Consider the following 25,678-nt stretch of genomic DNA (forward strand, 5'->3'; position numbering starts at 1 on the left):
TCCTTGTGGTTGCGGTTGGTGTGGTAACCCCGAAACCTAGAGGCACACCGCGTGCGCGTCCCTCAATTCACCCAAGGAACGCCGATCCCGTTGTATCGCACCGCAAAACCTTGCTGACCAGCATGAATGCGCCCATGAGAACACTAGGAGCGCCACTAGTGTTCGATACATGGATGTGGTCGCGGAGGCAGTGGAGGGGATGCGGGCTCGGCTCGCGATCCTGCACGACGCCTGCGACACGCTGACCCATCGCGAGCTGGTGTCGCTGATGTCGGAGGTCACGACGCTGGTCCGTAGCGTGCGGCGTTGGAGCACCAGATCATCGCGCGGCTCACCGCGGAGACGGAGCCGCGCCGGTTGGGGGAAGCATCGTGGAAGAAGGTGCTGACCACCGCGCTGCGGGTCTCCGAGCGCGACGCCAAGCGCCGCCTGGCTGACGCCGCCGCGTTGGGGCCGCGGCAAGCGCTGACCGGGGAGCCGTTGCCGCCGCAGTGGGAAGCCACTGCTGCTGCCCAGGCCGCGGGAGCGTTGGATGCGGAGCACGTCGCGGTCATCAGCGCGTTTCATGACGGGCTGCCGGTGTGGGTGGATGTCGACACCCGCGCTGCCGCGGATCGGCAGCTCGCTGAGCTGGGTGCGGGGTTGACCCCGAACGAGTTGAAGAAGACTGCGGACCGGTTGGCTGCGATGATCGACGCTGACGGGCCCGAACCGTCGGATGCCGATCGGGCGCGGCGGCGCGGCATCTGCCTGGGTGAGCAGCAGCCCGACGGCATGAGCCGGTTGACCGGCTGGATCACCCCGGAGTTCCGGGCCCACTACGAAGCGATCCAGGCCAAGTTGGCCGCGCCGGGCATGTGCAACCCTGATGACGAGACACCTTGCGTCGACGGCAACCCCGACCCCGAGCAGAAGCGTCGCGACACGCGGACCGCCGCGCAACGCACTCACGACGCCTGGCTGGCCGTCGGCCGCATGGCGTTGACGTCGGGAGAGCTGGGGTCGCACAACGGGTTACCGGTCACGGTGATCGTGTCGACGACACTGCAGGAATTGGAGAAGTCAGCTGGGGCGGCGGTCACCGGCGGCGGCTCGTTGTTGCCGATGGGTGATCTGATCCGGATGGCCGCCCACGCGCACCACTATCTGGCGGTGTTCGATCAGCACACCAACAAGCCGCTCTACCTCGGCCGCACCAAACGACTCGCATCGGCAGCCCAGCGGATCGTGTTGCATTCCTCCGCGCGGGGCTGCACCCGGCCGGGCTGTACCGTGCCCGGATACTGGGCGCAGGTGCATCACGTCCGGGACTGGAAAGACGGCGGCACCACCGACATCACGAACCTCACGCTCGCGTGTGGGCCGGATAGAGAGCATGTAGGGGCGCCACTGTCGGCGGCGGTCTGACTCCGGGCCCGACTGACACCCTTAACGGGTTGTCCTGCGTGTTGATCTGTCGGCTGTCGTCGATAGTGGCGTGCTCGACGTCACCGACGTGACGGCTGTGACTTCATAGGAGCTTGCGCCAACAGGCCCCCATCTCTGTCCTGTCCAACCATCGACGCCGGTGACGCCCACCCATCCACCGGATAGAGGACGGCAGGAACCAGCATGACAAAGCTATCGCCAACTCGTCACGTCGTAGCGGGCGTCGACACTCACAAAATGACCCATCACGCCGCCGTTTTGGATGCCGGCACGGGCCAGCTATTGGGTGATCAGGAGTTCGCAGCTACACCGGCGGGGTATCAACGCCTGCTGTCCTGGGCGCAGTCGCTAGGCGGCCTCACCACCGTCGGTATCGAGGGCACCGGCTCGTTCGGGGCCGGCTTACACCGTCATCTGCAAGCCCAGGGCGTGAGAGTGATCGAGGTGGCCCGACCTAACCGCCAAGACCGCCGCCGGCAAGGCAAGTCCGATCCAATCGATGCGATCAACGCCGCCCGCGCGGTACTCAGCGAATCAGCCACCACCACCCCAAAAGATCGTGACGGTCATGTCGAGGCCGTACGACAGATCCGGGCTACCCGCCGCAGCGCCGCCAAGGCGCGCAAAGCAGCGCTTCAGCAGATCCACGGCCTGCTCTGGTGCGCACCCGAAGATCTGCGAGCCAAACTCGCCAGCTATGACCGCGCCGCCCTGGTCTCACGCTGCGCCCGGCTGCGCATACCGACCGCCGGCGCCATCGACGATCCCACGATCACCGCCCGCAGGATGCTGCGACGCCTGGCTCGACGGATCCAACATCTCGACGAGGAGATCGCCGAAGCCAATACCGAACTCAAGGCCATCCTTACCAGGCACGCACCAAACCTGTTATCCATCAACGGAGTTGGAACTGAAGCCGCTGGCCAGCTATTGACAACTGCCGGCCAGAACAGCGACCGACTCTCTTCCGAAGCATCCCTCGCTCGCTTGTGCGGGGTGGCTCCCATTCCAGCCAGCAGTGGCAACACCACTCGCCACCGGTTGCATCGCGGCGGCGACCGTCACGCCAACTGCTCCATCCACCTCATCGTGATCAATCGTCTGCGATGGCACGAACCCACTCAGCGCTATCTCGAACGGCGAATCCAGGAAGGAAAGACCAAAAAAGAAATCATCCGCTGCCTCAAACGGGCAGTCGTACGCGAGCTCTACCGAGCACTCCAAGCAGATCTAGCCACACCAAAAGAAGTGCTTGACGCTGCATAGGAGCATCAATCGGATGATCGAGCAGACCGGCTGGACCACCCGCATCAACGATCGCGGCCGGACCGAATGGCTTCCCCCACCTGACCTGGACACCGGCCGACGGCGCGTGAACGGCTACCACCACCCCGAGCGCTACCTTCTGCCCGAAGACGACCACGGGCCGTGATCAGCGCGCGGGAGTGAACCCCCGCAGCCGCAGGCTGTTGGTCACCACGAACACCGAGCTGAAAGCCATTGCCGCCCCGGCGATCATCGGATTCAGCAGGCCGGCTGCGGCGAGCGGCAGCGCCGCGACGTTGTAGGCGAATGCCCAGAACAGGTTGCCCTTGATGATGCTCAGAGTGCGGCGGGACAGGCGAATCGCGTCGGGCACGGCCCGCAGGTCGTCGCGCACCAGCGTGAGATCGCTGGCCTCGATCGCGACGTCGGTGCCGCTACCCATGGCCAAGCCGAGATCGGCCTGCGCCAGTGCGGCCGCGTCGTTGACGCCGTCGCCCACCATCGCGACGACCTTGCCCTCGCGCTGCAGCCGGATCACGGTGTCGACCTTCTCCTGCGGCACGACGCCCGCCACCACCTGCTCGATGCCGACCTCGGCAGCCACCGCGCGCGCGACCGCTTCGTTGTCGCCGGTCACCATGATCGGCGTCAGGCCGAGCTGTTCGAGAAGCGAAACCGCCTCAGCGGACGTTGCTTTCACGGTGTCGGCCACAGTCACCACGCCACGCGCCCGACCATCCCATCCGACGATCACCGCGGTGTGGCCCTCACTCTCGGCCCGCTGGACGGCAACCCTGACATCCGCCGCGACCGCGAAGCCTTGCTCGTCGAACAGCCGGGGCCGGCCGAGCAGCACGGTCCGATCGCTGACGACGCCCCGCACGCCGAGGCCGCGCAGGTTCTCGAAGGACGTGACCGGCGGCAGGTTTCCCAGTTTGTCGCGGGCACCGCCGCTGATCGCCCGCGCGATCGGATGCTCCGATGCGGCTTCGACGGCTCCGGCGATCAGCAAGACCTCGTCCGGTTGCTCGCCCTCGGAAGCGATGACACCCGTCATCGCCATCGTCCCCGTCGTGACCGTCCCGGTCTTGTCGACGATCACCGTGTCGACCCGCCGCGTCGACTCCAGCACCTCGGGACCCTTGATCAGGATGCCCAACTGCGCACCGCGTCCCGTGCCGACCATCAGCGCGGTCGGCGTCGCCAACCCCAGCGCGCACGGGCACGCGATGATGAGCACGGACACCGCAGCGGTGAAGGCGGCAGCGGCCGGCGCCCCCACGGCCAGCCAGAATCCCAGTGTCGCGACGGCCAATCCGATCACGACGGGCACGAACACCGCGGAGATGCGGTCGGCCAACCGCTGTGCCGAGGCCTTGCCGTTCTGTGCGTTCTCGACGAGTCGGGCCATCTGCGCGAGCTGCGTATCGGCGCCGACTCGTCGGGCCCGTACCACCAGCAGCCCGTCGACGTTGACCGTCGCCCCGACCACCTCGTCACCGGGATGAACGTCGACCGGCACCGATTCACCGGTCAGCATCGAGGCGTCGACGGCGGAATCACCTTCCAGCACCACGCCATCCGCGGCGATCTTCTCGCCGGGCCGCACCACGAACTCGTCGCCCGCCCGGAGTCGCTCGATCGGGATGCGTTGTTCGGCGCCGTCTCTTCGGACCGACACGTCTTTGGCGCCCATGTCGAGTAGGGCGCGCAGCGCCGCACCCGCCTGTCGTTTGGCTCTGGCCTCGAGGTAGCGCCCCGCGACCAGGAAGGTGGTCACGCCGGCCGCCGCCTCCAGGTAGATGTTCGACGAGCCGTCGGTGCGCGCGATCGTGAGCTCGAACGGGTGGGTCATCCCCGGCATGCCGGCGTGGCCCCAGAACAGTGCGTAGATCGACCACCCGAACGCCGAGAGCGTGCCGATCGAGATCAGTGTGTCCATGGTTGCGGCGCGGTGCCGCAGATTCGTCCAGGTCGCGACGTGGAACGGCCAGCCGCCCCAGATCACCACGGGTGCGGCCAGCGTCAGCGAAAGCCACTGCCAGTACGTGAACTGCCAGGCCGGCACCATCGCCAGCGCGATCACCGGCACCGAGAGTGCCACGCAGATGAGCAGGCGGCGACGCAGCTCGGCGGCGGGGTCCGCCGTCTGCGAGTCGACCGGCGTCTGCTGGGGGAGCGACGCGTGATAGCCGGCGGCCTCCACGGCGGCGAGGAGTTGGTCGGTGGTGATGTGGCCGTCGTAGGTGACGCGCGCTTTCTCGGTCGCGAAGTTGACCGTCGCGGCGACCCCGTCGAGCTTGTTCAGCTTCTTCTCTACGCGGGCTGCGCAGGAGGCGCACGTCATGCCGTCGATCGACAGCTCCAGCGAGGTCATGGGGGGCATGACGAATCAGCTCGCCAGCTGGTAGCCGGCCTCTTCCACGGCGGCGCGCACGGCGTCGGGGTCAACGGGCCGGGTGCTGGCGATGGTCACCGTGCCACCGGCGAGGTCGATGCTGACGTCGGTCACACCGGGCAGCTGCGAGAGCTCGGCGCGCACCGAGGAGGCGCACCCGCTGCACGTCATACCCTCGACAGTGATCGTGGTGGTGCTCATGGGAATCCTTTCCGGGGCGGTGTGACGCGCCTACCCGACATGTGTACCATACCCCCCTAGGGTATTCAACGACGCTGATGGGAGCCATGACGATGACGACCTACAGGGCCGCGGCGGCGGCCGCCGGGACTGCGCTGATGCTGCTGCTGAGCGGATGTAGCGATGCGGGCCAGGACAGTGCCGGCCCGACGACCAGCGCACACGGCGACGACGGCCACGACCACGGCTCGATGACGCACAGCGCCGATCCCGCCGCCGACCACAACGACGCCGACGTGTCCTTCGCCGCCGGCATGGTGCCCCACCACGAGCAGGCGATCGTCATGAGCGACATCATCCTGGGTAAGCAGGGCATCGATGCCCGCGTCGTCGAGCTGGCCAACCAGATCAAAGCCGCCCAGGGCCCCGAGATCGCGACCATGCAGCAGTGGCTCACCCAGTGGGGTGCCCCGCCGATGAACCACGAGGGCCACGACATGACCAGCATGGGCATGATGACCGACCAGCAGCTCGACCAGCTGCGGCAGGCTCAGGGCACCGATGCGGCGCGCCAGTTCCTCACCGGCATGATCGCCCACCACGAAGGCGCGGTGCGGATGGCGCAGACGGAACTCGACGACGGTGAGGCGGCAGACGCCAAGCAGCTGGCACAGAGCATCATCGACACCCAGCAGCGCGAGATCGCGACGATGAAACAAATCCTCGGATCGCTCTAGACATGCGTGTGCTCGTCCAGCGGGTGACCTCGGCGCGCGTCACGGTCGCGGGGGAGGTCGTCGGCGAGATCACACCCGCGACGCAGGGGTTGCTCGCGCTGGTCGGGATCACCCACGACGACGATGCCGCTACCGCCGTCAAACTGGCCGAAAAGCTGTGGCAAATGCGGATTCTCGACGACGAGAAATCTGCGGCCGACATCGGCGCACCGATCCTGGTCGTCAGTCAATTCACGTTGTACGGCAACACCACCAAGGGTCGCCGGCCGACGTGGAACGCGGCGGCACCGGGTGCGGTCGCCGAGCCGCTGGTCGATGCGTTCTGCGACGCGCTGCGCGCTGGAGGCGCAGAAGTTCAGACCGGTGCGTTCGGCGCCGACATGTCCGTCGAACTCGTCAACGACGGCCCCGTCACCGTGATGCTGGAGCTGTAGAGCAGTCACTGCGCGGTGGTGACCTGCACCCCTTCCGACGGCTGCACGATTACGAATCCGTTGCCGTAGAACGAGACCTGCACGGCTTCGCCCGAGCCTCGCCCGATCAGCGCGCCGGCCTTGAAGCTCGTCTTCAGCTGGGTCTGCAGATTGGCCGACCAGGCGACGACGGCGTTGGTGTCGGCGAACGTGGGCGCTTCTGCGGCGTTGAGCACCACCGGCGGTCCGTCGGTGGTCAGCGCGACCCACCCGGTTCCGCGCAACGTGGTGTTGAACAGGCCGCCGGTCGCGATGCTGCCGCCTTTGACGCGTTCGATGTTCCAGTCGAGGCTCGACGAGAACGCCAACACATTCTTCCCGCTGATGGACAGGCCCGAGTTCGTCAGGTTCAGCAGGTGGACGTCGTAGGCGCGCTCGGCGAGGAAGACATCGCCCTGCCCGGCGCAGCGCATCAGCGGCAGGCCCTCGCCGGTCAGCGCCTTCTTGATGAAGCGGGAGGCGCCGCCGCCTTCGAACGAGAAGTCGACGTTGCCCTGATAGGCGACCATCGAGCCTTGCCGTGCCATGAACGGCTCGCCCAGGCGAACGCGCAACAGTTTGGCGTTCTGGTTGCCGATCGCCTTCGCTTCCTTCTCGCTGAACCGTCCGTCGACGAGATCGCCACTGATGCCGGCGAATCCGCCGTCACCGACGGGCTGGGCCTGCATCTGGGCCTGCGCCTGCGGTGGCTGCTGGCCGAGCGGCGCCCGCATCACCTGCCCGCCCGCCGACACCTGGTCGGTCCACTGCTGCCCGTCGTGCCACCGATAGTCGTACCGACCCTCGGGATCGGGCCGCCACGTGCCGGGTCCGGGTGCGCTCATGCGCCTCACCCTAGTGCCGTTCGCCGACGGTGAACCCCGTTCCTGTGAGGTCGTAACGGTGTAATTATGTAATCATGAGACACCATCCACACAAGAGAGCCGGCCGCTCCGGAGGCTGGCAACAGGCCGATCAACCCGATGCCCGCGACGCCGCCGAATGGTTCGCCGGACGACTGCCCGAGGAGTGGTTCGCCGGTGACCCCGAGGTCATCGTCGACCGCGAAGAGATCACCGTCATCGGACGTCTTCCCGACGTCGACGGCGACAACCCCGAGAGCGAGGCCCGCGCCTCCGGGCGGGCCGCACGTTTCCGCGAGCAGACCCGCGCGGAACGCATGCACATCGCCGACGAAGCCGAGGCGCGCTACGCGCGCAAGGTGTCCTGGGGTGTGACCGTCGGTGACGAGCGAATCCTCTTCACCAACATGGCGGTTCCGGTGATGACGCGGCTGCGTCAAAGCGAGCGCCAGGTGCTCGACACGCTGGTCGACGCGGGCGTGGCACGGTCGCGTTCCGACGCGCTGGCCTGGTCGGTGCGCCTGGTCGGCGAGCACGCCGACGAGTGGCTCGGCAAGCTGCGCGACGCGATGCGTGAGGTCGACGACCTGCGGGCGCAGGGGCCGCAGGTCACCCAGACCGACTAGGCCGAGATCATCGTCCAGTAGGCGCCGCGGCGAGCCATCAGCTCGTCGTGCGTGCCCTGCTCGACGATGCGGCCCGCGTCCATCACCAGGATCAGGTCGGCGTCACGGATCGTCGACAGTCGATGCGCGATCAGGAAACTCGTGCGACCCCGGCGTAGTGACGTCATGGCGTGCTGGATCAGCACTTCGGTGCGGGTGTCCACCGAGCTCGTCGCCTCGTCGAGAATGAGGAGCCGAGGCTGGGCCAGGACTGCCCGCGCGATCGTGATCAGTTGGCGCTCACCGGCACTGATGTTCGTGCCACCGTCGGCGATGCGGGTCTCGTAGCCGTCGGGCAGTGTGTGGACAAAGCGGTCCACGTAGGCCGCGGTGGCGGCCTCGATCACCTCGTCGCGGTCGGCATCGGGCCGTCCGTAGGCGATGTTGTCGTACACCGTGCCGGCGAACAGCCAGGTGTCCTGCAGCACCATGCCGATGCGGGCGCGCAACGCGGACCTGCTGACGGTGGTGATGTCGACACCGTCGAGCAGGATCTGTCCCGCGTCGACGTCGTAGAACCGCATCAGCAGGTTCACCATCGTGGTCTTGCCGGCCCCGGTGGGTCCCACGATCGCGACCGTGGTGCCCGGCTCCACGACCAGACTCAGGTCCTCGATCACCGGCGCGTCGGGCCGGTAACCGAATCGGACGTCGCGGAACTCGACGCGGCCGCTACGAGATCCCGCGGCCGGCAGTTCCCGGTCCGGCGCCTGCGGCTCCTCGTCGGCGTCGAGCAGCTCGAAAACCCGCTCGGCGCTGGCGATCCCCGACTGCAGTGTGTTGTACATGCCGGCGATCTGGGTCAGCGGCTGGTTGAACTGCCGCACGTACTGGATGAACGCCTGGATCCCGCCGAGAGTGATCTGGCCGGTGGCGACCTGGATTCCGCCCACCACCGCGACGGCCACATAGCTGAGGTTGCCGACGAAAACCGTCGCAGGAGACACCAGGCCGGAGAGGAACTGCGCCCCGAAGCTCGCGTGGTAGACGTCGTCGTTGAGCTCGGCGAACTGCCTCTGAGCCGCGGCGCGGTGGCCGTAGGTGGTGACGACCGTGAAGCCGCTGTAGGTCTCCTCGATGTGGGCGTTCAGCTTTCCGGTGTTGGTCCACTGAGCGATGAACAGGCGCCGGGATCGCCCCGCGATCGACCGGGTGATCCACAGCGACAGCGGCACGGTCACCACCGTGAACAGCGTCAGCAGCGGTGAGATCGTCAGCATCATCACCAGCACGGCGAACACGGTCAGCACCGAGGTGAGCAATTGGGTGATCGACATCGACAACGACTGGGCGAGGTTGTCGATGTCGTTGGTGACCCGGCTGAGCACTTCCCCGCGCTGCCGGGTGTCGAAGTATCGCAGCGGCAGCCGGTGGATCTTGTCCTCCACGTCGGCGCGCAACGCCACCATCGTCTTCTGCACCACGATGTTGAGCAGCAGCGCCTGGAGCCAGACCATCAGCGCCGCAACCAGGTACAGGCTCAAAGCCAGCGCCAGAGTGCGGGCCACCGCACCGAAATCGACGCCCTGGCCCGGGACCACGTTCATCCCGGACAGCAGGTCGGCGAAGGTGGTGTCACCACGCGCGCGGGCCGCTTCGATCGCCTGCTCCTTGGTCGACCCGGCGGGCAATCCCCGGCCCACCACACCGTTGAACAGCAGATCGGTGGCGTGGCCGAGGATGCGCGGCCCGACGACGCCGACCGCGATGCCGCCGATCCCGAGCAGGATCACCGCCACGGTCAGGCCCCGCTGAGGCGTCAACCGCGAGAGCAACCGCAGGGCCGACGCGCGGAAGTTCCTCGAACGGGCCTGCGGGGGTTCGTTCATCCGCATCGAGCGGCCCAGCGGTCCGCTCACGGCGTCCCGACCGACTGTGAATCCGCGAACTCGCGGTAGGCCGTGCACCCGGCGATCAGGTCGTCGTGGGTGCCGGCGCCGACGACGCGCCCGTCGTCGACCACGACGATGTGGTCGGCTTCGGCGATCGTCGAGATACGTTGTGCGACAACGATCACCGTGGCGTCGGCGGACACCTCGCGCAGCCGCGCGCGCACGGTGGCGTCGGTGTGCACGTCGAGCGCAGAGAACGCGTCGTCGAACAGGTAGATCGCCGGGTCGCGGATGACGGCGCGCGCGATCGCCAGCCTCTGACGCTGGCCTCCGGAGAAGTTCATGCCGCCCTGGGCGACGCGCTGCTCCAGACCGTCGGGGTGCGCGGCGACGAAGTCCTCGGCGGCCGCGACGCGCAACGCCGCCCACATCTGGTCATCGGTCGCGTCGGAGCGCCCGAAGCGCAGGTTCTCGGCGATCGTGCCGGCGAACAGGTACCCGCGCTGCGGCACCAATCCGATCGCCGCCCACAGTGTTTCGATGTCCATGTCGCGAACGTCGACACCGTCGACCAGGACCGCCCCGTCGGTCACGTCGTAGAGCCGGCAGACCAGGGAGATCAGCGTCGACTTTCCCGATCCCGTCGAGCCGACGATCGCGGTCGTCGCCCCCCGCCGGGCTGTCAACGAGATGTCCTGCAGCACCGGGCGGTCGGCGCCGTCGTAGCAGAAGGTGGCGCCTGCGAAACGGACCTCCCCGCGGATGCACTCGGGCGTCACCGGCCGGGCCGGGCTGACGATGGTCGGCTGTGTCGCGAGCACCTCGGTGATGCGTTCGGCACACGCGGAGGCGCGGGGGATGATCACGAGGATGAACGTCGCCATCAACACCGCGACGAGGATCTGCATGAAGTACGACAGGAACGCGATCAGAGAGCCGACCTGCATCTGGCCGGCATCGATTCGATGGCCGCCGAACCAGATCAACGCCACGCTCGAGACGTTGATCACCAGCGTGGTGACCGGCAGCATCAACGCCTGCCACCGGCCGGCTTCGAGTGCGGCGTCGGCCAGCGCCGTGTTGGCCGCGGCGAATCTGGTGCGTTCGTAAGGCTCGCGCGCGAACGCGCGCACCACCCGCAAACCCGTCAGCTGTTCCCGCATCACCCGGTTGATCCCGTCGATGAGGCGTTGCAGGCGGCGGAAGATGGGCAACAGGTGCGAGACGATCCAATAGTTGGCCAGCGCCAGCACCGGGACGCTGACGAGCAGCAGCCAGGACAACCCTGCATTCTGGTGGACGGCCATCGCGATGCCGCCGATGCACATGATCGGCGCGGTGATGAGCATCGTCGCGGTCAGCTGCACCAACAGCTGGATTTGCTGGACGTCGTTGGTGGTGCGGGTCAGCAGCGACGGTGCGCCGAACCGCGCGGTCTGCTCGGCGGAGAACCCGGTGACGTGGCCGAAGACCACCGACCGCAGATCGCGGCCGACGCCCATGCTCGCGCGTGACCCGAAGTAGACGGCGCCGACGGCGCACACCACCTGGCCGGCGGTCACCCCGAGCATCACCATCCCCAGTTCGACGATGCGACGCAGGTTCCCCCGGGCGACCCCGTCGTCGATGATCGCGGCATTGATCGTCGGCAGATACAGCGTGGCCAGGGTGCTGACGAGCTGGAGGGCTGCCACCACCGCGAGGAGCGGGCGGTACGGCCGGGTGTGCCGGCGGAGCAGGCCCCAGAGCATCCCGCTACTGTCGCACACCCCGCGATCGGGGCCCCTGTCCGGCGCGGTACCTGAGAATACTGTGAATTCCCAGGTCAGTCGGCCTGTCGGTGGTTGACCCCAAACCCTGCCGCTACAGTGCATGGCGTGACCCGCAGCCCCCGCAGAATCCGACGGCCCGCGAAAGCGCTCGCCGTTGCTGCCGCGGCCGTGCTTCCGGTGCTGGCCGGGTGTTCGCAAGATCAGCCCACCTCGCCGACGGTGCCGTCGACGGATGCGCCGTCCGCGGCCGCCAAACACGGCCCGTTCTTCCCGCAGTGCGCAGGCATCAGCGACGAAGAGATCATGAAGCAGACACAGGTCCCCGGTCTGGTCAACACCGCGACGAACTCCGCGGGCTGTCAGTGGTTGATGAACGGCAGCATCGTCGGCCCGCACTTCTCCTTCACGTGGTTCCGGGGCAGCCCGATCGGGCGCGAGCGCAAGACCGAGGAGCTTTCGCGCACCAGCGTCGAGGACATCAACATCGAGGGTCACGACGGGTTCATCGCCTCCAACGAGGATCCGATCCTGGGTGTCAACCTGTGCGAGATCGGCATCGGCTTCGACGACGACTTCATCGAGTGGTCGATCAGCTACGCGCAGAAGCCGTTCCCGGACCCGTGTGATGTCGCCAAGGAACTCGCCCGCCAATCGATTGTGAACTCCAAATGAGCGTTCGACGGGGACGAACAGCGGCCGCAGCCGGTATGACAGCGCTGGTGTTGCTGACCGGGTGCACGCAGACGGTCGAGGGCACGGCGGCCAAGTCGGGTGCCGGCGATGTGCCCCGCAACAACAACTCTGAACGCCAGTACCCCAACCTGCTCAAAGAGTGCGACGTGCTGACCCAGGACATCCTGGCCCAGACGGTCGGTGCCGACCCGCTCGACATCCAGAGCACGTTCGTCGGCGCGGTGTGCCGCTGGCAGGCGGCCAATCCCGCAGGGCTGGTGGACATCACGCGGTTCTGGTACGAGCAGGGTGATCTCGAGAACGAACGCAAGACCGCCCAGCAGCTCAACTACCAGATCGAGAACCGGTCGATCGCGGGCATCCAGTCCTTCGTGATGCGGCCCAACGACCCCAACGGCGCGTGTGGCGTGGCCAGTGACGCCGCGGGTGTCGTGGGCTGGTGGATCAATCCGCAGGCGCCCGGCATCGACGCGTGTGGCATGGCGATCAAGCTGATGGAGCTCACACTCGCCACCCGCGCCTGACTTTCAGTACGCCCAAACCGACGTTCGGGCGGAAAAGTGCGAGTAGACGCAACCATTTCGTCCATCTCGGCGCGGCTACCGCGGAACGTGGAAGTCGGCCAGCTCCGCGCCGCCCACCTCGAGCTCCACCCACGGCCCGGCGACGCGCAGCACCGCGATCGCCGACGTCGGGTACTTCGCCGAGATCTTCTGCCCGGCTTCGCCGTTGGCGCTCTCCTCGGTGGCCAGGCTCAGTGCCAGCGATGACATCACCGGCTCGTGTCCGACCACCAGCAGCGTCGCGATGTCGTCGGAGACCCCGTTGATCTCCTCGATGACGATGCCCGGGCTCGCTTCGTAGAGCCGATCGGAGAACGTCGCCGGGGCGGTGATGCCGCTGCGCTCCAGCGTCTGGCGTGTCCTCGTCGCCGACGAACACAACACCGCGTCGACCGCTCCGACGTTGCCGCGGAGCCATTCCCCTGCCAGCTCCGCCTCGCGTTGCCCGCGGGGCGCCAGCGGCCGCCGGTGATCCGACACCCCGTCGGGATAGTCCGATTTGGCGTGCCGCATCAGCACCAGCGTGCGCGTTCTGTCGCTCATGGGAGATAACCGTAGGCCATCTCGGTGCGCATCCCCGGACTTGTCGGCGGCCCGCCCTAGACTTCCGATGCACTCGCCACGAGCCCGCCGGACACGAGGAAAGGACGGTCATCCGCATGCGATTCCTGCACACCGCTGACTGGCAGCTCGGCATGACGCGGCACTTCCTCAGCGGTGAGGCGCAGCCCCGCTACTCGGCGGCCCGCCGGGCCGCGGTCACCGCGCTGGGGCCGCTGGCGGCCGATACCGGTGCCGAGTTCATCGTGGTCGCCGGCGACGTGTTCGAACACAACCAGCTCGCGCCGCGTGAGGTCAGCCAGTCGCTGGAGGCCATGCGCGGCATCGGTGTGCCGGTCTATCTGCTTCCCGGCAACCATGATCCGCTCGATGCGGCGTCGGTGTACACCAGCGCGCTGTTCACCGCAGAACGCCCCGACAACGTCATCGTGCTCGATCGCCCCGGGGTGCATGAGGTGCGGCCGGGTCTGGAGCTGGTCGCCGCGCCGTGGTCCTCGAAGTTCCCCACCAGCGACCTCGTGGCGCAGGTGCTCGACGGGCTGCCTGCCGACGGGGTGACACGCATCGTCGTCGGGCACGGCGCGGTCGACATCCTGGTGCCGGACAAAGACCGGCCGTCGTTGATCGCGCTGGCGTCGGTGGAGAGCGCGATCGCACGCGGTGCGGTGCACTATGTGGCGTTGGGCGACAAGCACTCTGTGTTCGACGTCGGGTCGTCCGGTCGTATCTGGTACTCGGGGTCGCCCGAGGTGACCAACTTCGACGACGTCGAGCCGAAGCCGGGTCATGTACTGGTGGTCGACGTCGACGAGACGGCCCCGCACCGTCCGGTGCGCGTCGATCCGCGCCCCGTCGGCACGTGGCGCTTCCTCTCACTGCGCCGCGACGTCGACGACAGCCGTGACGTCACGGACCTCGACATCAACCTCGATCTCATGCCGGACAAGGACCGCACGGTGATCCGGCTCGGTCTGACCGGCTCGTTGACCGTCACCGACAAGGCGGCCCTCGATCTGTGCCTGGACCGCTACGCCCGCCTGTTCGCCGCGCTGATCCCGTGGGATCGGCACACCGACATCGCGGTGATGCCCGCCGACGGCGAGTTCGACGATCTGGGCATCGGCGGGTTCGCCGCCGCTGCGGTGCAGGAGCTGGTGTCCACGGCTCGCACCGCCGGTGAGGACGCCGAGGACGCCCGCGCCGCGCTGGCTCTGCTGTTGCGCCTGACCGAGGGAGGGGCGGCATGAAGCTGCACCGGCTGACGCTGACCAATTATCGCGGAATCACCCACCGCGACATCACCTTTCCCGACAGCGGCGTGATCGTGATCAGCGGAGCCAACGAGATCGGCAAGTCGTCGATGCTCGAGGCGCTCGACCTGCTGCTCGACGCCAAGGACCGCTCCACGAAGAAGGACGTCAAGCAGGTCAAGCCCACCCACGCCGATGTCGGTGCCGAGGTGACAGCTGAGATATCAACCGGCGCTTACCGATTCGTCTACCGCAAGCGGTTCCACAAGAAGCCCGAAACCGAGCTGACTGTCCTGGCGCCGCGGCGCGAACAGCTCACCGGCGACGAGGCGCACGAGCGGGTGCGCGCCATCCTCGCCGAGACGGTCGACCTGGATCTGTGGCAGGCGCAGCGGGTGATCCAAGCGGCATCGACGTCGGCGACCGAGCTCTCGGGATGCGATGCGCTGTCGCGTGCCCTCGATGTCGTCGCCGGCGAGGTCGACGACGACACCACCGCGGGCGCCGGCCCTGCCGATGCCCTGCTGGTCGACCGCGTCGAGGAGGAGTACCGGCGCTACTTCACCGCCACCGGCCGGCCCACCGGAGAGTGGCTGGCTGCCATCAACCGGCTCACGGCCGCCGACGACGACGTGGCCCGCTGCGCCGCGGCGATCGCCGAGGTCGACGAGGCGGTCCGCCGGCATGTCACGCTGACCGCTGATCTCGAGACGCTGACGTGTGAAAAGGACAGCGCGGCAATCGAATTGGCCTCTGCTCAGGAGGCCGCCGACACGGTGGCGGCGCTGACGGCCCGGCTCGAGCAGGCACAGGCCCGCGCGGAGGCAGCCGCATCGACCCACGCCGCGTCCCTGGCGACGCTCACCGAGCGGCGACGCACCCGCGCCGAGGTCGACGACCGGATCGCGGCCGTCGCACGCCTACGCGCCGACGCCGACGCGGCCGCCGAGGATGCGGACACCGCCCGCGAGATGCGGGTCGCCGCGGATGACACCGTCGCGAAGGCGAAAGCAGATCTGCAGCGGTGCAAGGACCGTGTCGACTCCGCCCACGCCGCGGTGGCACTGCTCGCCGACCGGGAGGAGGCGGACAAGCTCACCGCGCGCATCGCCACCATCGAGCGGCACCAGCGTGAACTCGACGCCATCCGCCGCGAGCTCGCACGAATCACGGTGACCCCGGAGTCGATGACGGGACTCGAGAAAGCCGCGGCAGCGGTCGAGCGTGCGGCGGCGGCGGTCGAACAGACCTCGGCCCGCATCGAGGTCGTCGCGGCGGCGGATGTGGATGTCGCGATCGACGGGGCGCCGGTGCCGCTGGCAGCCGGCCAGACGTGGACGACGTCGGTGTCGGGTACGACGGGCATCGACCTGCCCGGAGTGCTCGCGGTCCGGGTGATCGCGGGTGCGACGGCAGCCGATACCCAGGCCGCCCTCGACCGTGCGCAAGAGATGCTGGACCGCGCTCTGCACGCGGTGGGGGCGCCTGACCTCGAGTCGGCGCGGGCACTCGATACCCGCCGCCAGGAGCTGGCGGCGAGCAGCAAGCAGATCACCGCGGTGCTCGAGGCGCTCGCCGCCGACGACTCCGTCGAGACCCTGCGATCCCGGTTGGCTGCGGTGCAGGCGCGCGTGCCCGCCGACGGCGGGCTGTTCGACGCAGACTCGGCCGGGAGCTCGCTCGATCCGAAGGCGCAGCGGCTGGAGTTGGTGGAAGCGACCGCAGCACACCAGCAGGCGTTGCGCGACTGCGAGACCCACGTCAAGGTCGCCGAGGCCGCCGCGGCGTTGCTCGCCGAGCGGGAGATGCGCGGGGCGCGGCTGGCGGAGAAGCTCGCAGTGATGACCGAAGAGCTGGCCGCCGCCCAGAAGCGGCTCGCCGAGGCGCGAACTGCGGTCAGCGACGACGAGCTGGCCGTCACGGTGCAGTCCCACGCCGAGGCGGCTGCCGCGGCGCACGCCGCAGTCGACGGCCTCAGGCAGGAGCTTTCGAGCCAGCAGCCCGACGTGGTCGGCGCGCGGGTCGCCGAGGCGCGCCGCGCCGCGGCAGGGGCGGTCGCTCGCTTCGACGACGTGGCCGAGGCGCTGCGCGACGTCGCCGCCCAGCTGAAGGTCGTCGGCACCGAGGGCCGCAAGGGTCGGCTCGACGCCGCGGAGACCGAGCGTGAACGGGCCGCCGCCGACCACGAGCGGGTGCAGCGCAGGGCGCGCGCGGCACAACTGCTGCGCAGCGTGATGGGCCGACACCGCGACGCGATGCGATCGCGCTATGTCGATCCGTTCCGCGGCGAGGTGGAACGCTTGGGGCGCATCGTCTTCGGCGACACGTTCGAGGTCGACGTCGACAGCGAGCTGCGCATCGGGCACCGGACGCTGTCCGGGCGCACGGTGCCGTACGACTCGTTGTCCGGCGGCGCCAAGGAACAGTTGGGCATCGTGGCCCGGCTGGCCGGCGCGGCGCTGGTCGCCAAGGACGACACCGTGCCGGTGGTGATCGACGACGCGCTCGGCTTCACCGATCCCGATCGTCTGACCCGGATGGCCGAGGTGTTCGACGCGGTGGCCGGCGACGGGCAGGTGATCATCCTGACGTGCAGTCCGCAGCGCTACGCCGGGGTGCAGACAGCGCGCCACATCGAATTGGCCTCCTGAGCGGGCGCTCGGCCACTCGATCAGAAGTAGGCGTTGGCCGGAAGTGCGGTGCCGTGCAACAGGTTCTGACCGATTGCGCGGGCCTTGAGCCCGACCGGGTTGTGCAGCGTGATCGTGCGGATGTTGCGCCAGTGCCGGTCCAGGTTGCGGCTGCGGCTCGCCGCGCTGGCCCCGCCGAGTTCGAGCAGACGCGTCGCGGCCTCCGGAGCCACGGCGTCCAGGTGCACTTTGACCTTGGCGACTTTGAGCTGCGCCTCGGTCGCGAGCACGGCGTCGGGCACGCGATCCTCGCCGTAGGAGTCGGTGGCCGCGCCGATCGCAGCGGCCGCGTCCAGCACCGCCGCCCGGGCGATCGCCGCGGTGCTGGCGATCTCACCGAGCTGGCGCTGCAGCAGCGGGTCGTCGATGGGTCGTTCGGTCACCGCGTGGCTGAAGCTGCGCTCGCGCGAGCGCAGCAGCGCCACCCCGTCGTCGACCACCGACTCCAGGATCCCGGCGACCACCGCATGGATGAACAGCTGCAGCGAGGCGTACTGCACCGTCGGCTGGGGCTCCGCGTCGTAGGGCGTGTCGCTGAGCACCTCGTCCTGCGACACCGCGACATCGGTGAACACGGTCGTGCCGGTGCCGGTGCGGCGCTGCCCGAAGCCGTCCCAGTCGTCGATGATCTGCACACCGGGCCGGTCGGCGGGCACCACGACGGTGGCCACCGAGTCGTGGTCGGTGGTGGCCGTGACGGTGAGGTAATCGGAGAACAGCGTGCCGGTGCTGTAGAACTTCGTCCCGTCCAGCCGGTAGCCGCCCTCGGCGGGCAGCAGCCGGGTGTTGAACACCAGGCTGCCGACCGCCTGGGCGCCCTTCTCACTGAATGCGTTGCCGAAGGTCTTGCCTCGGGCCACCGTCGACAGCCACGCTGCCGAACGCGGATCGGCGCCGTCATGGTGGGTGCGCAGTCTCTCCTCCACGAACCAGAAGTGCGTCCGGAAGATGTGCGCCACGATCGGGTCGGCACGCGCCACGTCGATGACGGCCGAGAACAGTTGCGGCACCGTCAGTCCGGGGCCGCCGAATGACGCGGGCAGCCGCAATGTGCCGAAGCCGGCCCGCTTCAGGGCCGCCACCTGGTCGACGGGGTTCTCGTCGTGGCGGTCGCGGTCGGCGGCGCCGGCGGCGATGTCGCGCAGCAGCGCGGCGAAGTCCTCGGAGTCGGGCAGCAGGGCGGTGAGGTGATCGACGGAGGTCATGACCGTGATGTGTACCGATGCGCGATCGGTATGCCACTGCTTTCGCTCAGCTCGAACCGAACCTCGACCCTAACCGCAGCCGGAATGGCCGGCCCTGAGCGCCGGGGGCACAATGGGCCCTGATGACGATGAACGCCAAGCGGCGGCGCACGCACGCCAAGCTGGCCGCGCTGCCGGGCGTGCGGCCGGTCCGGCGGCCGACAGGGGCGAACGGCGCACACGGCGGCACCGGCGAGTTCGACGTGTACTACGTGCGTACCGGGCGTAAATCGACGCATCCGTTGCTGATCATCCCGGGCGGTCCGGGGGCCGCGTCGGTTGCGCTGTACCGCTCATTTCGCCGGCGTGCGGCGCTCGCCGGGCTGGACGTGATCATGGTCGAGCACCGGGGTGTCGGGCTGTCCCGGCACGACGACGGCGGCCACGATCTGCCTCCTGAAGCGCTGACGATCCGCGCCGTCGTCGACGACCTCGCCGCGGTGCTCGACGACGCCCACGTCGACAAAGCCATCGTCTACGGCGCCTCTTACGGCACCTACCTGGCCGCCGGTCTGGGCGTGTCCCACCCGGAGCGCGTGCACGCGATGGTGCTGGACTCTCCACTGCTGTCGGCCGGCGACATCGCCGAGGTGCGAGCCCAGACGCGCCGCGTCCTGTGGGACGGGACCGAACCGGGCACGGCGGAGTTGGCGGCCAAGGTGCGCCGCCTGGTACAGGGCGGCGTGGTGACGAGCAAGGACGCGCAGCTCATCGGAGACGTGTACGGCGTCGCCGGTCCGGAGGTGCTGTGCCGGCAACTGGACCTCCTGCTCGCCGGACACGACTGGCTGTGGGCGGCCGTCGGCTTCGGTGAGCGCAACCTGCTGGAACGCAAGACGCCCTATCAACACGAGCCCGACCTCGTCGAGCGCATCGCCTACCGCGAGTTGAACTACGGTGCCGAGCCAGACGGCCTTCCCCTGGACCCGGCTGTCGCGCTGCGCGAGATGGCGCTCGGGGACGTCGAATTCGTCGCCGAGCCCTACGATCTGGCCTCGGCGATGCCGCACTTCCGGTGGCCGACCGCGGTGCTCTCCGGCGGTCGCGACCTCACCACGCCCCCGGGGATCGCCCAGCGGGTCGCCGGCCTCGTTCCCGACGCGGTGCTCGTCGACCTCCCCACCGCCGGGCACAGCATGCTCGACACCCGCGAGCACGCCGCACTGCAGGTGTGCCGGGCGGCGGCCGCCGGTCAGATGGCCGAACTGGCCTCGCGCGGAACGGAACTGGATGCGCTGCCGGCCAACCTGACGATCCGGCTGCTGGTCGGCGCGATCCGGCTGGCCGCCCGCGCGGAGGGCACGGTGCCCGACGCGCTGCCGCGCGCGGTCCGGCAGGTCACTGCTTCATGAAGCCGATCGCGCTGTAGTTCAGGTCACCGATGCCGGCGGGGCCGTAGTTGGCCAGTGTGGCCCGCACCGCGACGTTGCCGGCCGCTTGGAACAGCGGCAGGCTGTGCACTTCCTGCCAGATCATCGTGTCCAGCTCGTTGGCCAGGGTGCGGGCCTTGGCAGGGTCCAGCTCGGACAGCGTCTGGTCGATCTTGGCGTCGATCTGCGGGCTGCCGATCTTGCCATAGTTGCTCTCGCCGGCAGACGCATACGCCTGGGTGAGGCTGGACAGGGCGAAAGCATCGCCGCCCCAGGCGAATTGGACGATGTCGAAGTTGCCGGGGGTGACGAATTCGGTGAACAGCTTCCCGCCTGCGGCGGGCACCAGCTGCAGGTCGACACCGATCTGGGAGAGGTTGTTCTGCGCGATCTGCCCGATCTGACCGGTGCTCTGCGCGTCGTAGTACACGTCGCGGATGGTCAACCGTCGGCCGTCCTTCTCCCGGAACTGGCCGTTCTGCCGCCAGCCCAGCGCGTCGAGTTCTCTCTTGGCGGCTTCTGGGTCGAAGGGAATGCTGTTGTCCTGGTAGCCCTCCTGGCCGGCCAGATAGATGTGGTTGTTCAGCGGGACGGGCTTGTCGACGAGGCCGTTCTGGGCGACGGTGACGATGGCCTGCCGGTCGATGCCCTTGGCGATCGCCATCCGCAGCTTCGGATCGGCGAGGATCGAGCCGGGCGCCCCGTTGAATGTCATGTGGTACCACTGCGCCGACGGGGCGCGGCGCATCGCGATGCCCGGCGCGGAGCGGGTGGTTTTCAGCTCGTCGAGCGTGGCGACACCGCTGGCGTCGATCGAGTTGTTCAGCAGCGCAGGGATGCGGGCCGCGTCGTCCAGCACGGTGTAGCTGATGGAATCCAGCAGCGGGGGAGTGCCCCACCATTTCGGGTTGCGGCCCAACGTGATCCGTTGGGCGCCGCGGTCGATGTTGGTGATGATGAACGGGCCCGCGGTGGGCGGCGGGCCGTCCCGGAAGCCGGTGTTGAACGCTTCCGGCGTACCGGTCATCTCTTTCGGGAACAGCATGCCGTTACCGGCGAACAGGCCTTTCCAGTCGGCGTAATGCTTGGCGAAGGTGACGATCGCCTGCCGGTCGTCGACACCCTTGGTGACGGAGCCGACACGCTCTGCACCGTTGGGGGACGCGAACAGGTACCGCTTGTCCTTACCGCTGGTCGCGTTCACCTGCGCCGCGATGTCCTCCCACGTGATCGGCCTGCCGTTGCTCCACACCGCTTTCGGGTTGATCGTGTAGGTGACCACCTGCGGATCGGTACCCGTCAACTCCACGTTGGTGAAGTAGTCGCTGTTGACGGTCATCTCCCCGTTGGGCTTGATGAAGAACGCGCGCGGCAGCATCGTCTTGTACATCGCGCCGATCTCGCCCAGGTTGCCGTCGATGTGCAGGTTGTTGAAGTTGGCCGGGAAGCCGGTCAGCGCCAGCCGCAGCGTGCCGCCCTGCTGCAGCGTGGTGGGGTCCTGCGGGTTGATGTCGGCGGTGCCGCCCAGCTCGGCGCTGCCGCCTGCCGACGGGGCCGGTTCCTGCGAACCCGAGCATCCGGTGAGCACCAGGATGCCGACGAACCCGAGACAGAGCAGACGCAGCAGGAGGTTCATGCGGACAGACTCTAACCGGGCGGGCGCGGAACCGCGGCCAGCAATCGCCGCGTGTACTCGTCGCGAGGGTTGCCGAAGACGTCCTCGCTGGTGCCCTGCTCGACGATCCGGCCGCGGTGCATCACCGCGACGTCGTGGGCCAGGTGTTTGACCACCGACAGGTCGTGCGAGACGAACAGGTATGCCAGCCCGAAGCGGTCCTGAAGGTCGAGAAGCAGATTGATGATGCCGGCCTGGATCGACACGTCGAGCGCCGACACGGGTTCGTCGAGCGCCAGGATCTTCGGGTGCAGCGCCAGCGCGCGGGCGATGCCGATGCGCTGCTTCTGTCCGCCGGAGAATTCCGCCGGATAGCGGGCGGCGTCCTCGCGGCGCAACCCGACGAGCATCAGCAACTCGGCCACCCGGTCGGCGATCGCACTCTTGTCAGAACCGTTGGCCTGCAACGGCTCTGCGAGAACATCGGACACCGGCAGCCGCGGATCCAAGGAGGCGACCGGATCCTGGAACACCACCTGCAGATCGCCGCGCAGTGCGCGGCGTGCCCGGCGGTCCAGTGACGCGACGTCGGCGCCGAGCACCTCGATGCTGCCCTGCTGCGGCGCGGTCAACCCGAGAATCTGGTGCAGAGTGGTCGATTTTCCCGAGCCGGATTCGCCGACGATGCCGAGCGTGCGGCCTTGCCGCACCGTCAAATCCACGCCGTCGACAGCACGGACCTCGCCGACCCGGCGCCGCAACACCACGCCCTTGGTCAGCGGGAACGTCTTCACCAGACCGCGCACCGACACGACGACCGGCGCCTCGGGGTCCGTCACGCCGGGCGACCCGGTGCTGACGCGAAAGATTTCGGCCGCGCTGCGGCCGGTGACCTCCTCGTGTCGGATGCATGCGACGGTGTGGTCCGGCCCGACAGGGGTCAGCTCCGGTTCGGCGGCGCTGCACTCGGCGATGGCCAGGGGGCAGCGCGGCGTGAAAGGGCATCCGGGGGGCAGTGCGGACAGTGACGGGGGAGCGCCCGGGATCGGCACCAGCCGAGCGCCCTGCGGGGCATCCAGTCGCGGCACTGACCCCAAAAGGCCGGCGGTATAAGGCATTCGGCGTCTGGCGTAGAGGTCGGCGACCGGCGCGGTCTCGACGGCGCGGCCGGCGTACATGACCAGTGCGCGGTCGGCGAACTCGGCGACGACGCCGAGGTCGTGGGTGATGATCAGCACGCCCGCGCCGGTGACGTCGCGCGCGGTGCGCAGCACCTCGAGGATCTGAGCCTGGACGGTCACGTCGAGCGCGGTCGTGGGTTCGTCGCAGATCAGCAGATCCGGATCGTTGGCGATCGCGATCGCGATCACCACCCGCTGGCGCTCCCCGCCGGAGAGTTCATGGGGAAACGCCGCCGCGCGCTGGGCGGGCTGCGCGATGCCGACGAGTTCGAGCAGTTCCACCGCGCGGGCGCGGGCGGCTTGGCGGCTCACGTCGCGGCGGTGGATGCGGACCGCCTCGGCGATCTGGTCGCCCACCGTGTAGACCGGGGTCAGCGACGACATCGGGTCCTGGAAGACGGTGCCGATCCTCGCGCCGCGGATGTGCGACATCTCCGCATCGGATCCGGTGAGCAACTCGGAGCCGTGCAAGCGCACCGACCCGGACACCTCGGCGTACTCGGGCAGCAGGCCGACCACGGCCATCGCGCCCGCCGACTTGCCCGCCCCCGATTCACCGACCAACGCCACGACCTCACCGGCGGCGACGTCGTAGTCCAGGCCGCGCACCGCGGGCACCCGTTCGGTGTCGGTGGGGAAGGTGACGGTCAGGTCCCGTACCTGCAGCAGGGTCATCGGCGTGACCCCAGACGGACCCGTCGGGCCGGGCGCGCGCCCGGATCCAGCGCGTCGCGCAGGCCGTCGCCGATGAGGTTGGCGCACAACACGATCAACACCAGCACGCCGGCGGGGAACAGGAACACCCACGGGAACGTCGTCACCGAGCCGGTGCCGGCCGCGATCAGCGTGCCCAGCGACACGTCGGGCGGCTGCACGCCGAACCCCAGGAAGCTCAGCCCGGTTTCGGCGAGGATCGCGACGCCGACGTTGAGGGTGGTGTCGATGATCAGGATCGACGCGACGTTGGGCACGATGTGGCGGGCGATGATCCGCGTGTTGCTGACCCCCATGTAGCGTGCAGCGGCGACGAATTCGCGATCGCGCAGGCTCATCGTCAGGCCACGCACCATGCGGGAGCTGATCATCCAGCTGAACGCGGCCAGCAGCACGATCAGCCACACCACCGTGCCGGCGCCCCGCGTGCTGGGCGTGACGATCGCGATGAGGATGAAGCCCGGCACCACGAGCAGCAGGTCGACGAACCACATCAGCACGGTGTCGCGCCAGCCGCCGAAGTACCCCGCGACCGCGCCGACGGTCGCGGCGACGAGCGTGGAGATCACGGCCACACAGACACCGATCACCATCGATTTCTGCATGCCCCGCAGCGTCTGGGCCAGCAGGTCCTGGCCGAGCGCGTTGGTGCCGAACCAGTGTTGCGGCGACGGCGGCTGCTGCAGCGCGTAGTAATCCAGGTCGGTGTAGGAGTAGGGCAATAGCGGCGGCAGTGCCCAGCAGCCCACGAACAGCACGATCAGCACCACGACCGACACCATCGCGGGCCGGTTGCGGCGGAAGCGGCGCCACACCAGGGTGCGCCGTGACACGAACTCCGGAGTGGTCATGAGGCACGCACCCGGGGGTCGAGGGCGGCGTAGAGCACGTCGGAGAGCAGACCGCCCAGCAGGATCGTCGTCCCGGAGAACACCGTGAAGGCGACCACGATGTTGGTGTCCTGGGCGGCGATGCCCTGCACGAACCACTCACCCATGCCGTGCCAGCCGAAGATCTTCTCGACGAACACCGCGCCGGTCACCAGACCGCTGATGCCGTAGGCGAACAGCGTCGCCATCGGGATCAGCGCCGTGCGCAACCCGTGCCGGAACAGCGCCTGACGCCGCGTCAATCCCTTGGCCCTGGCGGTGCGGATGAAGTCCTGGCCCAGCACGTCGAGCATCGCATTGCGTTGGTAGCGGCTGAAACCCGCGATCGAGCCCAGCGCCAGCGTCGCGGTCGGCAGCACCAGATGCTGCAGCCGGTCCACGAACTGGTTCCACCCGCCGCCCACCGCGTCGGTCGAGGTCTCGCCGGTGTACTCGAACAGCTGCACGCCGAGCACCGAGTTGACCTTCAACGCCGCCAGGATCAGCAGGTTGGCCACCACGAACGTAGGGGCGCTGATGATGAGCAGCGACACCACGGTGATCACGCGGTCGGACAGCCGGTACTGCCGGACGGCGCCCCACGCGCCCACGACGACGCCGATGATCGTGCCGAGCACCGAGCCGATGATCACCAGCCGCAGGCTCACCCCGACCCGGCGCCACAACTCGTCGGTCACCGGCTGTCCCGTCACCGTGGTGCCGAAATCACCGCGCATTGCACCGGACACCCAGTGGGCGTACCGGACCGGGATCGGTCGATCGAGGCCCAGTTCCGCGGCTTTGGCGTCGATGACGGCCTGCGGAGGGCGGGGGCTGCGTTCGAGCAGGCTGTCCAGCGGATGGAACGTCAGCGAGGTCAGGGTGAACGCCAGGAAAGAGGCCAGCGCCAGCAACACCAGGTAGTTGAGCAGCCGCCGCGCCAGGAAGCGGGTCATCCGGCGGGTCCGCCTCGGTGCTGCACCCGCACAGGCTATGGGATCGCCGGGCCTCCGACAGGGCGGCCCTCCGGCGCGCCGGGGCGCGACATGTCGACCATGAACGGTCCCGGGTGGTGCCCGCCACCGCGCGCGGCATGGATCGCCGCGCCGCCCACCCCGCCGATCACCGCCGCGATCGCGACCGCGGCCGCGACCTCGCGGACTCGCCGCCGGCGCGGCTCGGGCTCGGGGGTCGCCCACGCTCCGTCGTCGAGGGCGGCTGCTGATTCGGTCATGGGCCCAGGATGACCGGTTCAGATGAGTGCCGGCTGTGTGTCCGCTTCACAGCAGGCGCATAGCTTCGGCACAGCCGCGCCCCACGGACGGCACCCATAAT

Annotated in this window: 23 protein-coding genes; 11 read left to right on the top strand and 12 right to left on the bottom strand. The window is 68.6% G+C overall.

Annotated elements, in window-relative coordinates:
- The first annotated feature begins 306 nt into the window (after positions 1–306).
- The 3 genes from MHN84_RS25480 to MHN84_RS25490 all read left to right on the top strand — a co-directional run bounded on the left by MHN84_RS25480 (position 307) and on the right by MHN84_RS25490 (position 2,860).
- Positions 307–1,407: an HNH endonuclease signature motif containing protein gene (locus MHN84_RS25480; protein WP_308192991.1), complete on the top strand. Its 1,101-nt coding sequence runs from the start codon at positions 307–309 to the stop codon at positions 1,405–1,407.
- A 204-nt stretch (positions 1,408–1,611) separates the two neighbouring features.
- Positions 1,612–2,694 (top strand): IS110 family transposase, encoded by a 1,083-nt coding sequence (locus MHN84_RS25485; protein ID WP_255730952.1) that lies wholly within the window; start codon positions 1,612–1,614, stop codon positions 2,692–2,694.
- 13 nt (positions 2,695–2,707) lie between these two features.
- A complete protein-coding gene (locus MHN84_RS25490; RefSeq protein WP_241207389.1) occupies positions 2,708–2,860 on the top strand; it encodes a hypothetical protein in 153 nt (50 codons plus the stop codon).
- Here MHN84_RS25490 and MHN84_RS25495 read toward each other — a convergent pair whose 3' ends face one another.
- Together MHN84_RS25495 and MHN84_RS25500 are read right to left on the bottom strand one after the other, a co-directional pair.
- Positions 2,861–5,071: a cation-translocating P-type ATPase gene (locus tag MHN84_RS25495; RefSeq protein WP_241207307.1), complete on the bottom strand. Its 2,211-nt coding sequence runs from the start codon at positions 5,069–5,071 to the stop codon at positions 2,861–2,863.
- A gap of 15 nt (positions 5,072–5,086) precedes the next feature.
- Entirely contained in the window at positions 5,087–5,293 is a 207-nt protein-coding gene (locus MHN84_RS25500; RefSeq protein ID WP_241207308.1) for a heavy-metal-associated domain-containing protein, read from the bottom strand.
- A gap of 86 nt (positions 5,294–5,379) precedes the next feature.
- Between MHN84_RS25500 and MHN84_RS25505 the strand changes: the two genes are divergently transcribed.
- The gene (locus MHN84_RS25505; protein WP_374238426.1) at positions 5,380–6,009 is read left to right on the top strand and encodes a DUF305 domain-containing protein; all 630 of its coding nucleotides are present in this window, start codon (positions 5,380–5,382) and stop codon (positions 6,007–6,009) included.
- Between the two features lie 2 nt (positions 6,010–6,011).
- Entirely contained in the window at positions 6,012–6,443 is a 432-nt protein-coding gene (gene dtd / locus MHN84_RS25510) for a D-aminoacyl-tRNA deacylase (RefSeq protein WP_241207310.1), read from the top strand.
- Between the two features lie 5 nt (positions 6,444–6,448).
- Here dtd and MHN84_RS25515 read toward each other — a convergent pair whose 3' ends face one another.
- A complete protein-coding gene (locus MHN84_RS25515; RefSeq protein ID WP_241207311.1) occupies positions 6,449–7,306 on the bottom strand; it encodes an AIM24 family protein in 858 nt (285 codons plus the stop codon).
- 74 nt (positions 7,307–7,380) lie between these two features.
- Here MHN84_RS25515 and MHN84_RS25520 point away from each other — a divergent pair, with 74 nt between their 5' ends.
- Complete coding sequence (locus tag MHN84_RS25520; protein ID WP_241207312.1) at positions 7,381–7,950, top strand: hypothetical protein; 570 nt, start codon at positions 7,381–7,383, stop codon at positions 7,948–7,950.
- On the opposite strand, the gene MHN84_RS25525 is transcribed toward MHN84_RS25520, so the two are convergent.
- Positions 7,947–9,848, bottom strand: a complete 1,902-nt coding sequence (locus MHN84_RS25525; RefSeq protein ID WP_308192992.1) for an ABC transporter ATP-binding protein — start codon at positions 9,846–9,848, stop codon at positions 7,947–7,949. The genes MHN84_RS25520 and MHN84_RS25525 overlap by 4 nt on opposite strands.
- Positions 9,845–11,572 carry an ABC transporter ATP-binding protein gene (locus MHN84_RS25530; RefSeq protein WP_241207313.1) on the bottom strand — a complete coding sequence of 576 codons (1,728 nt, stop codon included), beginning with the start codon at positions 11,570–11,572 and terminating at the stop codon, positions 9,845–9,847. The genes MHN84_RS25525 and MHN84_RS25530 overlap by 4 nt, the downstream gene beginning before the upstream one ends.
- 117 nt (positions 11,573–11,689) lie before the next feature.
- Between MHN84_RS25530 and MHN84_RS25535 the strand changes: the two genes are divergently transcribed.
- Positions 11,690–12,265, top strand: coding sequence for a DUF3558 domain-containing protein (locus tag MHN84_RS25535; RefSeq protein WP_241207314.1), 576 nt, complete (start codon positions 11,690–11,692; stop codon positions 12,263–12,265).
- Positions 12,262–12,810 (top strand): DUF3558 domain-containing protein, encoded by a 549-nt coding sequence (locus MHN84_RS25540; RefSeq protein WP_241207315.1) that lies wholly within the window; start codon positions 12,262–12,264, stop codon positions 12,808–12,810. The genes MHN84_RS25535 and MHN84_RS25540 overlap by 4 nt, the downstream gene beginning before the upstream one ends.
- Before the next feature lie 75 nt (positions 12,811–12,885).
- Here MHN84_RS25540 and MHN84_RS25545 read toward each other — a convergent pair whose 3' ends face one another.
- Positions 12,886–13,392 (bottom strand): histidine phosphatase family protein, encoded by a 507-nt coding sequence (locus MHN84_RS25545; RefSeq protein ID WP_241207316.1) that lies wholly within the window; start codon positions 13,390–13,392, stop codon positions 12,886–12,888.
- Positions 13,393–13,508: 116 nt separating this feature from the next.
- Between MHN84_RS25545 and MHN84_RS25550 the strand changes: the two genes are divergently transcribed.
- Positions 13,509–14,657 (top strand): exonuclease SbcCD subunit D, encoded by a 1,149-nt coding sequence (locus MHN84_RS25550; RefSeq protein WP_241207317.1) that lies wholly within the window; start codon positions 13,509–13,511, stop codon positions 14,655–14,657.
- A complete protein-coding gene (locus MHN84_RS25555; protein WP_241207318.1) occupies positions 14,654–17,311 on the top strand; it encodes an AAA family ATPase in 2,658 nt (885 codons plus the stop codon). Before MHN84_RS25550 ends, MHN84_RS25555 begins: the two co-directional genes overlap by 4 nt.
- A gap of 20 nt (positions 17,312–17,331) precedes the next feature.
- On the opposite strand, the gene MHN84_RS25560 is transcribed toward MHN84_RS25555, so the two are convergent.
- Positions 17,332–18,555, bottom strand: coding sequence for an acyl-CoA dehydrogenase family protein (locus MHN84_RS25560; protein ID WP_241207319.1), 1,224 nt, complete (start codon positions 18,553–18,555; stop codon positions 17,332–17,334).
- Positions 18,556–18,677: 122 nt separating this feature from the next.
- On the opposite strand from MHN84_RS25560, the gene MHN84_RS25565 reads away from it, so the two are divergent.
- The gene (locus MHN84_RS25565) at positions 18,678–19,946 is read left to right on the top strand and encodes an alpha/beta hydrolase (protein WP_241207320.1); all 1,269 of its coding nucleotides are present in this window, start codon (positions 18,678–18,680) and stop codon (positions 19,944–19,946) included.
- Here MHN84_RS25565 and MHN84_RS25570 read toward each other — a convergent pair.
- From MHN84_RS25570 to MHN84_RS25590, 5 genes are read right to left on the bottom strand one after another with little or no spacing between them, the layout of a single operon-like run.
- Positions 19,933–21,600 (bottom strand): ABC transporter family substrate-binding protein, encoded by a 1,668-nt coding sequence (locus tag MHN84_RS25570; protein WP_241207321.1) that lies wholly within the window; start codon positions 21,598–21,600, stop codon positions 19,933–19,935. The genes MHN84_RS25565 and MHN84_RS25570 overlap by 14 nt on opposite strands.
- Before the next feature lie 11 nt (positions 21,601–21,611).
- On the bottom strand, positions 21,612–23,435 hold the full coding sequence (locus tag MHN84_RS25575; RefSeq protein WP_241207322.1) for an ABC transporter ATP-binding protein: 1,824 nt from the start codon (positions 23,433–23,435) through the stop codon (positions 21,612–21,614).
- The gene (locus tag MHN84_RS25580) at positions 23,432–24,325 is read right to left on the bottom strand and encodes an ABC transporter permease (protein WP_241207323.1); all 894 of its coding nucleotides are present in this window, start codon (positions 24,323–24,325) and stop codon (positions 23,432–23,434) included. The genes MHN84_RS25575 and MHN84_RS25580 overlap by 4 nt, the downstream gene beginning before the upstream one ends.
- Positions 24,322–25,299 (bottom strand): ABC transporter permease, encoded by a 978-nt coding sequence (locus MHN84_RS25585; protein WP_241207324.1) that lies wholly within the window; start codon positions 25,297–25,299, stop codon positions 24,322–24,324. Before MHN84_RS25585 ends, MHN84_RS25580 begins: the two co-directional genes overlap by 4 nt.
- Before the next feature lie 35 nt (positions 25,300–25,334).
- Positions 25,335–25,577, bottom strand: coding sequence for a hypothetical protein (locus tag MHN84_RS25590; protein ID WP_241207325.1), 243 nt, complete (start codon positions 25,575–25,577; stop codon positions 25,335–25,337).
- Between the last annotated feature and the right edge of the window lie 101 nt (positions 25,578–25,678).

The sequence above is a fragment of the Mycobacterium sp. PSTR-4-N genome (assembly GCF_022348085.1).
Taxonomy (GTDB): Bacteria; Actinomycetota; Actinomycetes; order Mycobacteriales; family Mycobacteriaceae; genus Mycobacterium.